At 42.7% G+C, this 8,406-nt stretch carries 5 protein-coding genes and 5 pseudogenes; 1 reads left to right on the top strand and 9 read right to left on the bottom strand.

Annotation, left to right across the window (positions count from 1 at the left end):
• From AB1L17_RS30930 to AB1L17_RS30955, 6 genes and pseudogenes are all read right to left on the bottom strand, one after another.
• Window positions 1-149, bottom strand: a pseudogene (locus AB1L17_RS30930) (IS256 family transposase); the annotation flags it as partial.
• 103 nt (window positions 150-252) lie between these two features.
• Window positions 253-660: a restriction endonuclease gene (locus AB1L17_RS30935; RefSeq protein WP_412848780.1), complete on the bottom strand. Its 408-nt coding sequence runs from the start codon at window positions 658-660 to the stop codon at window positions 253-255.
• A 372-nt stretch (window positions 661-1,032) separates the two neighbouring features.
• Window positions 1,033-1,653 (bottom strand): 7-cyano-7-deazaguanine synthase, encoded by a 621-nt coding sequence (locus AB1L17_RS30940; RefSeq protein WP_412848781.1) that lies wholly within the window; start codon window positions 1,651-1,653, stop codon window positions 1,033-1,035.
• Window positions 1,646-2,989 (bottom strand): nucleoside 2-deoxyribosyltransferase, encoded by a 1,344-nt coding sequence (locus tag AB1L17_RS30945; protein WP_412848782.1) that lies wholly within the window; start codon window positions 2,987-2,989, stop codon window positions 1,646-1,648. The genes AB1L17_RS30940 and AB1L17_RS30945 overlap by 8 nt, the downstream gene beginning before the upstream one ends.
• Window positions 2,982-3,338 (bottom strand): hypothetical protein, encoded by a 357-nt coding sequence (locus tag AB1L17_RS30950; protein ID WP_412848783.1) that lies wholly within the window; start codon window positions 3,336-3,338, stop codon window positions 2,982-2,984. The genes AB1L17_RS30945 and AB1L17_RS30950 overlap by 8 nt, the downstream gene beginning before the upstream one ends.
• Before the next feature lie 100 nt (window positions 3,339-3,438).
• Entirely contained in the window at window positions 3,439-3,900 is a 462-nt protein-coding gene (locus AB1L17_RS30955; RefSeq protein ID WP_412848784.1) for an NUDIX hydrolase, read from the bottom strand.
• A 421-nt stretch (window positions 3,901-4,321) separates the two neighbouring features.
• On the opposite strand from AB1L17_RS30955, the pseudogene AB1L17_RS30960 reads away from it, so the two are divergent.
• Window positions 4,322-5,463: pseudogene (locus AB1L17_RS30960) on the top strand (IS110 family RNA-guided transposase).
• Window positions 5,464-6,407: 944 nt separating this feature from the next.
• On the opposite strand, the pseudogene AB1L17_RS30965 reads toward AB1L17_RS30960, so the two are convergent.
• The 3 pseudogenes from AB1L17_RS30965 to trxB form a co-directional block, all read right to left on the bottom strand.
• Window positions 6,408-6,479 (bottom strand): annotated as a pseudogene (locus tag AB1L17_RS30965) (arsenate reductase/protein-tyrosine-phosphatase family protein); the annotation flags it as partial.
• A gap of 176 nt (window positions 6,480-6,655) precedes the next feature.
• Window positions 6,656-6,859 (bottom strand): annotated as a pseudogene (locus tag AB1L17_RS30970) (protein-tyrosine phosphatase family protein); the annotation flags it as partial.
• Between the two features lie 75 nt (window positions 6,860-6,934).
• Window positions 6,935-7,870 (bottom strand): annotated as a pseudogene (gene trxB, locus AB1L17_RS30975) (thioredoxin-disulfide reductase); the annotation flags it as partial.
• Window positions 7,871-8,406: the final 536 nt, after the last annotated feature.

Genomic DNA, 8,406 nt, shown 5'->3' on the forward strand with positions numbered 1-8,406 from the left:
GGTTCCGCCCCCAACTGTTCGGTCGCCTGTGCCTGCAAGACTTGGTTCAATACGGATTCCAACAACTTGGCCACTCCCGAATCCTGTGAATTGCCGAGAAAAAGCTGATGCAAAAGTTGCGAATCTACGGTAATCTGGTATTGAGCCATTTCAAATTCCCTCTCCTTCGAATGTTGTCTAGTCAACTTCATTCTAACCGAGGGGGATTGAAAATGGCTCCCTTATTTTTAGAGAGATGCTGTTTTTACACAATTATACGGACTCAACTCTCCACTTATCCGTTGAGGTTACAATTATGCCCTCTGCATAATAACTCTTACCTACTTCGTTTAAGAAAGAATCAATATGAGACTTTTGAATTACTGTATCTTTTGTGTAATACTTGCATTGAATAGCAACCAATTCACCAGTTTCCCTTTTCCGAGCAACTAAATCTACGCCTGTATCCCTCTTAGGAATCCCATACTCTTCAGGAACATCCGCTAGCATCCATACTTCATCAAATAATCGTGCATACATTGGTTCTTTCTTCAAATATGCCGTAACCAATAACTCAAAAAGGGTTCCACGATCACGTTGTACCATGTCTTCCCGTTCTAGATTAGTGATAAATTTATAAAATGAATGGTGTGTCACTTGATAGCCAATCGATTCTCCCATATATCTCAATCCCTCCAAGCACCAAAACACTAAATGCCAATGAATTGAATTGTTAAATTGTGATATATTTTTTATATTCAATTTTAGTCCTAATTCATTTGGACCTCAAGAAAATACAGTGTTATCCTATTTTATCAATTTTTCGTGCATTCGGTAAATGTATATTTGTGAATGCTAATCTAATAATTGACCACCTAGTGGTACATCGTAAGCGTCAAATAGTCCCCACCTATGTATTCGATGGGGACTCTGGTAATCTATGATTGAACCATCCGGCAGGTTGACGGCAGTGAATTCGACCAAGGGAGTAGTTTGTCCAGCGCCTCGGGATCTTTCGGATCTCAAGGCATTTTGCCCTGGCATTTAGGTTAATCATATACTATTTAACGCAGTAAGGCGATCAACACAATTTGGACAAACTCCACAGTGTGTGTTGCTATGGGCTTGACATGAATACGTGATAGCAATTGGTACACCTAATCTGATTCCAAGTTGCGCTACTTCTTGTTTAGATAAATCACGGAACGGCATTTTAATTTGTACTGTACCATAATTTTCAAGAAGTCCACCAAGCCTGTCAAAGAACTCTTTTGAACAGTCTATCTCTTTAGCATGGTTGGAATTTATAAAAGCCGAATAAACTTCTTTTATTCCCAACGACTGAGCAAATGATGCCGCTGCGGACAAAAAGAGTAAATTTCGGTATGGTAAGTACAGATCATCAGCTACCACATCGTCTTCCCACAAGTTCGGTTCAATTATCATTCTCGAGGTGGAATGTCTATAGATGTCGCCAATATTAATTATCTCAATGGCATCCTTCATTTGTTCGGGCAGAACAACTCTTAATGTTTCAAGTTCAGTATCTCTAAAATGTTGCCCATAATCAATAAACAAAGGGAGAACCTTTTTGCCCTGGTTCTGCAGCCAGAACGCCATTACAGTTGAATCCATTCCACCGGAAGCCATTAAAAGGGCATCATAATTACTCATCGGCAACACCTTTCCTTCCTAGCAGGTGATAAACTTCATCGACAACTTGTCCCAATGTGTGGCAAACAGTAGTTGCCGTTTTTTTCAGGAAAAGGTTTGTTGCCTTTTTCTCCGGATCAAAAAGGATCGTAGGTTTGCCGGCCTTTGCCATCCATCCTAACTCTACATAGGTTCCAGGATCATCATTGATAAGGACTGCGATTAGTATCTGACACTTGTGAAGTAATGCAATGTCCTTATCATACGCTTCCTGTTGTTGAACCTCCGGCTCGTGTCCTTTAATTAATCCATTTTCTTTTACTGGCCTGTGTGGCACAAAATTGTGGTAACGGAGGCATTCTTCTACCTTGTCGATCCACAACGTGTCCACGTTATCAAAGTCTGGACCTGCAATGTATATGTGGAAATTCTGCCTTTCTTCCCAATGCAGCTCCGTTCCTTGCATCATTTGAACGATTTCAATTAACTGTTCGTAGTTCGACACATAAGAACAGAAGAACTCATGATGCCAGGTACTTGCGTACATAGAAGATATGTAAGCTGCCAGTCTCAATGTGTCTGAAATCTCCAACACCGAACTTAAGGAAATGAGAACTGCATTATAACAATCTCCGACACCAACAGAATGCTTCGTTTCTATAGGAAACGCTGGAGCCGACGTCCAAGTTTTCGAACTGTGTTGGTAATATTTCGAACCGCCGCGATTCTCTTTCAAGAGAATGTTTTTTGCAATGTCTGGATGAAGATGTTCCACTAACGCGTCCGATGAACAACCACAATCGATTTTGAACATGTCTGAAGATGTGGAAAGAATTGCAGTCTCTAATGTAATGCCTCCATCTACAAAGTACTTAAGCTGATCGGTACCGTATTGAAAATCGACATGAACTTTGCCCTCGTACCCGCTCAAAATATCAATTATACTAGCTAAATCGTACTTCCCAGGATAAATCAAAATATCTGTTGGGTTGAATTCAATGATTGCCATAGACAGTGTTTCTCCGTCAATCGAGGCAACAGCTTGATCCTTCAATACATCCTCATAACCTTGATGGCCTGCCTCAGTTGACTCAGCAATTACCATAACATTCGGACATTTATCCACAAGACCTACAAAGTAATGTGAACTCGCACAAAGTTGCGTTGCGTACTCCGAAATTGACTCATTCAGATAAGACGGAGATATAACAGCAAGACAATATTCTTGCCCGATAGCATGGAAAGCACGTGCACTATGGAAAACCCCTCCCAATCGGACGACATGTTTTTCGTTACCTTCCAATGCATTCAAATGAAAGTCAGTATAAGCTTCCCCAATAACTAATGTTCTACTCATTCACAACATCCAAATTAACAATAACTTTTGGTACAACAGAATTAGAGCTGTAGGTGACATTTCCTACATATGAATAGCCTTGCTTAATACAGCTGGGGATATAGCTATAAATGCTCGGAAGATAACCAATGACCAGATTTGACTCCAAACTTTCTACTGCGATTCTTCCATGAAACAGACCTTCTCTCACCTGCACTGGATGAGTAATGGAAGGAACCCCTTCATTTTGTCGATAGTACTCACAAAGCGCCACATCTTCCAAAGAAACATCTTTTAGTGCTCTTTCACATTTGTTCTCATCAAGATTTGGTCTCAAATTTCCGAATTGACCGGATCCACTACTACCCATTCGTCAACACCCCTAAAGCAAATGATTTTCAATAGTCATTTTACATTTCCAACCAAAAATGTCAAACAAAAAACCACCTTTTGGTGGCATATGTATTGTTCTACTGTAAAGAGACATCAAATACTTCTAGCTTATCCCGTTCATATACAAACTTACCTGTAATTAGGCCATCGGTTTCAATAAGGTAAGGTAACAGATAGGTAAAGCTATCAGGCACGTTTTTGCTTTGATATATTTTATCGATTTCTACCCATTCAATCTGACCTTCTGACGAGCCAGTTATTTCTCCTTGGAAGTCGGTTGATTCGAAAAGCATGAGGACAGAGGTGCCATGAGACCTTCTACTGGTGCTTACAGTAATAATACCTCGAAGTTTCACGTCATTTAAATAAAGACCCGTCTCCTCCATTACCTCTCGGAGACAAGCTTCCTTAGGTGTTTCTGCTGGTTCTACTTTTCCTCCTGGTGCGTTCCAATATCCCCTAAAAGGGGCTTTTTCACGTTTTTGGACGAGAATTTTATCATCTTCCCGAACCACACACAACGTGAAGACGTTTGACATCCTTAATTCCCCTTTCGTTTCTGTTTTTGATCACCAATAAACAAAAGTATCGTTGACTAGTATTTAGTAGTCAAGACGGAACGTATGCTTGCCACTCACCATTTTTGGAAACAATTCTTTCATTCCCCAAGCGTTTCCTCCTTTCAACATAAAACTTTCATGTCTCTTCGAGCCACACCCCAACATGAAAATGGGTTTGGCTCTTTTCTTTTCTTCCCAAACTAGAGAATAACCTTGGGTGAATAAATACGTAGCTTTTTTTGGTGGTTTAACCCTGTGCATAAAACTGTATGGAGCAGCTTTGAGTACACCCCACTGTCGGCAAGGCTAACTATTTCCAAGCTTTGACCACGAACAGAAAAATTCTTAACTTCAGTTGTTCCATTCACCCTTGGATTTACTATGTTGAGGAGTGAACAACATGGATGTGATCCTTACCCACTGTGCAGGTTTGGACGTTCATCAAAAAAACATTGTCGTCAGCGTCCTAATTGGAAAAGAGGACGAGGTCCCTTTCAGTGAAACTCGCTCTTTCCCAACCATGACCCGTAACTTGTTTGAGATGTTGCAATGGCTCGAAGAAAAAGGAGTTACCCATGTAGCTATGGAAAGCACCGGAGTGTATTGGAAGCCCGTATATAACATTCTTGAGGGATATTTCGACATCACTTTGGCGAATGCACATCGGATTAAGAATGTTCCCGGTCGAAAGACCGACATCTCCGATGCCGAATGGATCGCAAAACTCTTACGACATGGCTTAATTGAAAAGAGTTTCGTGCCTTCAGCTGATATTCGAGAATTGCGTGAACTTACTCGTCTGCGTAAAAAATGGATTGGTACCCTAACTTCCGAAAAAAATCGAATTCAAAAGGTTTTGGAAGCCTCAAACGTAAAGCTGGGCACCGTGATCTCTGATATCTTCGGTGTCTCTGGCCGTAATCTGCTTACTCGTCTTCTGGAACAAGGATTTGTAGAGGAAGCCGAAATCTTGCGTTGTGTGAAAGGAAAGGTGAAAAATAAAGTCAAAGCCCTTTCGGACTCTCTGTTTGGAACCATCACCCATCATCAGATCTTCCTCATCCGCCAGTCTTGGAACCACATTATGTTTTTAGAGGAGTCGATTCGTACACTCGACCAAGAGATTGAGAAATACCTAGAACCATACAAAGAAGAGGTACAACTCCTTCAATCCGTACCTGGTGTCAATAAACAAACGGCTGCGATTCTTCTCGCTGAAATGGGGCCAGATATGAGTCAATTCCCAACTGCTGCTCATTTAGCGTCATGGGCTGGGGTTTGCCCCGGCAACCATGAAAGTGCAGGTAAAAAAAAGCCGTTCGAACCCCGAAGGGGAATCCACACATAAAGTCTGCTCTTTGTGAAGCTGCATGGGCGGCTTCGCGAACCCGTAACACAGCCTTAGCAGCAAAGTATTGGAAATTAGCTTCTCGTCGTGGCAAGAAAAAGGCTCTTATTGCTCTCGCTCACAAACTTTTGATCATTATGCATCACTTGTTGCTAAATAAAGAAGCGTATATCGAAAGAACGATTCCTTCCTAAACTTAACTATTGTTCCCAACTTGCTTGTGAGTTATACAGGCATCCGCGTATTGGATGTCCCGGGCATTCTATTGTCTTTTTTCAGGTTAGTGAATAATTGTGATGGTGAATTCCATTCCTTATTTCAATACTAAGGCATAAGGGATTTTCACAGAAAAAAAATCCCTCCCCGAATCTCCGAAGGAGGGCTGTAATAGTTTAACTTTTTCTTTTTCTTCGGAGGTAAGGCCCTGACGAGTCATGCCCATGTGCGTTACCACCGACTTAGGAGCGTAATCTTATGGAAAAATCCTTTTAATCCCGTCTATTGGCAAGAAATTGGCTACGCTTTAAACGCTATGGATGTACCCTACTCGCTCAAACAACCAACAGCTTACTTGTTATTACCCTGGTGTAGTTACCTTTATCTACCTGTTCGTGCCTACAACAGCGTGAGGGAGCTTTTTCATGACCACGAGCAACGCTGCCCTGAGTAGGTTTGAGTCAATCAATAGCACTGACGGGATACCAGTCCGATTAACTGAAACTGCAAGAATTTCTAACAAAACAAAAAAAGAGTGCCCAATCTGGACACTCACCCATCAACAATCCTTTCCCCACGCATGTACAATTTCTTCGCGTGGAAGAACGTCACGTGTGTAGACAAGGAGCTCTCCCCAAACAGTTCATTTAGATAAACTGCCACTGCTTGCGCCGCAAAACGGTTGGTAATGAGCCGCTGCGGCTCAGACGCAATCATTTGTGAGCAAGCCAATTCTGACGGAGCCACTTCGTCCATGTCTTCCAATATGTCCGGGAAGCGGTCGGCCACCGGTTCCAGAACTGTTTTTGCGTTCAATCTCAATCCGGCTACTACTTGGTTCGTCCATCCAATATATTGGTGTGGTGCGTAACGGCTTCTGCGACGTGGGCGGCTTTGATCCTGCTCCCGCCAGGTCGGTGATGCCCTCTGCCATCTGACTGCGGCACGAATTACCGGTACAAAGAAAATATATGATTTTCTTGTTTCCCCACATGAAGAGAGACCCATCATGCTCCAAACAACTTTTCCAAAGCTTCTCTTTGTGCAGGTTTGATGTTGACTGCGGGACGAATTATCTTTTACTTTTTCCTCTGCCTCCTGGAGTGTTGTGCTTAAGCCAAGAGTGAGATGCACTCCCGCTGCTACTGCTCCCGTTCTACCGCGCCCACCGTTACAATGGAACGCAACCTTCTTTCCACTTTTATAGGCATTCACTACTTCGTCGATCGCACGTTTAAAGAGAACATCCTGATTCGTGTTGGCATTATCACCGAGTGCAATCTGTATCCACTGAACATCAGGATTTGAAAATGCGGGTTGCTCTGCTTCTCCACGTAGATCTACTACCACTTCCACTCCCTCTTTTTCAATCATGGAATCAACATCCGCTGCCCCACCAAAGAAAATATTATCGTCCACCAATGCTTGATATGATTTCGGTTCGGTAATGCTCCAATCGTGAACGGCATTTTCTTCGAGAAATTTCTCACAATCAAGTGCTGCCATACATCCAGTTCCAGCTGCAGTAATCGCTTGGCGATAACGATGGTCTTGGACGTCACCACACGCAAATACTCCAGGGATATTGGTTTCCGTTGTACCAGGGGTTACGACAATATAGCCTGTTTCGTCCGTTTTGATTTGACCTTGGAGGAAAGCAGTGTTTGGTCGATGCCCGATCGCAACAAAAATACCCTCAGTCTCGATGATTTCTTCAGTGCCAGTGTCGTTATGTTTTACTTTGAGACCCGTTACTCCCTTTTCCCCTGCAATAACCTCGATGGGGGTACAATTCAAACTCCAGGTAATTTTGGGGTTATTACGAGCTCGATCTTGCATAATTTTTGAGGCTCGAAGTTCGCTTCTACGATGAACAACTCTTACCTCTGTTGCAAATCTCGTCAAGAAGTTGGCTTCCTCCATCGCAGAGTCACCACCACCGACAATGATGACCTTTTTCCCTCTGAAGAAGAAACCATCGCAGGTAGCACATGTGCTAACACCACGTCCGATATTCTCCTTCTCACCTGGGATTTCGAGCAACTTTGCAGAAGCCCCCGTTGAGACGATTAGGGATTCCGTTTGAATTTGTTCCGATCCATCAATGGTTAGCGTGAAAGGGCGTTTAGTGAGGTCTACCTTCGTTACCCACCCTCTCTGAAATGTCGCTCCAAACCGTTCTGCTTGCTTACGCATGTTTTGCATAAGTTCAGGTCCCATAATTCCTTCAGGAAACCCAGGGAAGTTTTCTACTTCCGTTGTCAGGGTCAATTGACCTCCTGGTTCATTTCCCTCAATGACAAGCGGATTCATATTTGCACGAGCAAGATAAATTGCGGCAGTAAGTCCTGCAGGACCAGTTCCAAGGACAACGACTTTTTGCATGATTATTCCTCCTGAGGTGTTTAGTAAAATACCCCTCATGCTAGAGGGGTATGTGATTGAACTAGGTTCAATTGGTGCTGATGTAGATGGTGGTGCACAGCATAGAGATAAATCCCGGTCTCGGAATCTTCCTTCGTGTAGAATATCTCCCATGCATTTCAATCAGGATCATACACCCGCACTTTATCCTGCACGGTATAGAAGCAAGTCGTATTCATTTCATCGATGGTAAGAAGCTTTTCCTGACGGAGCCTTTTGCCCCATTGCAACCACATCTTCTGTGTTATCTACTTGGAAGCCCAAGTGGTTTAGTACACCTTATTTCTCAAAAAGGACGTACATTCAGGAAAAAATGCAGGGCTGGCGAGTCCAGTTCAAATTTGGCGTAGTTCTCTTTTACCTTTGTCGGTTCCGCACTGAAGAAGATACGTTAAAACTATAATGATGCTTCTAATGTTGTTCCTCCCACTATAAAGTAATGTTTTCTCCTGTTTTCTCGCTCATTCTCTGTTTTTTAACTTTGACATCTTAAAGCT

Source organism: Brevibacillus jepli, from assembly GCF_047229145.1.
GTDB lineage: Bacteria > Bacillota > Bacilli > Brevibacillales > Brevibacillaceae > Brevibacillus.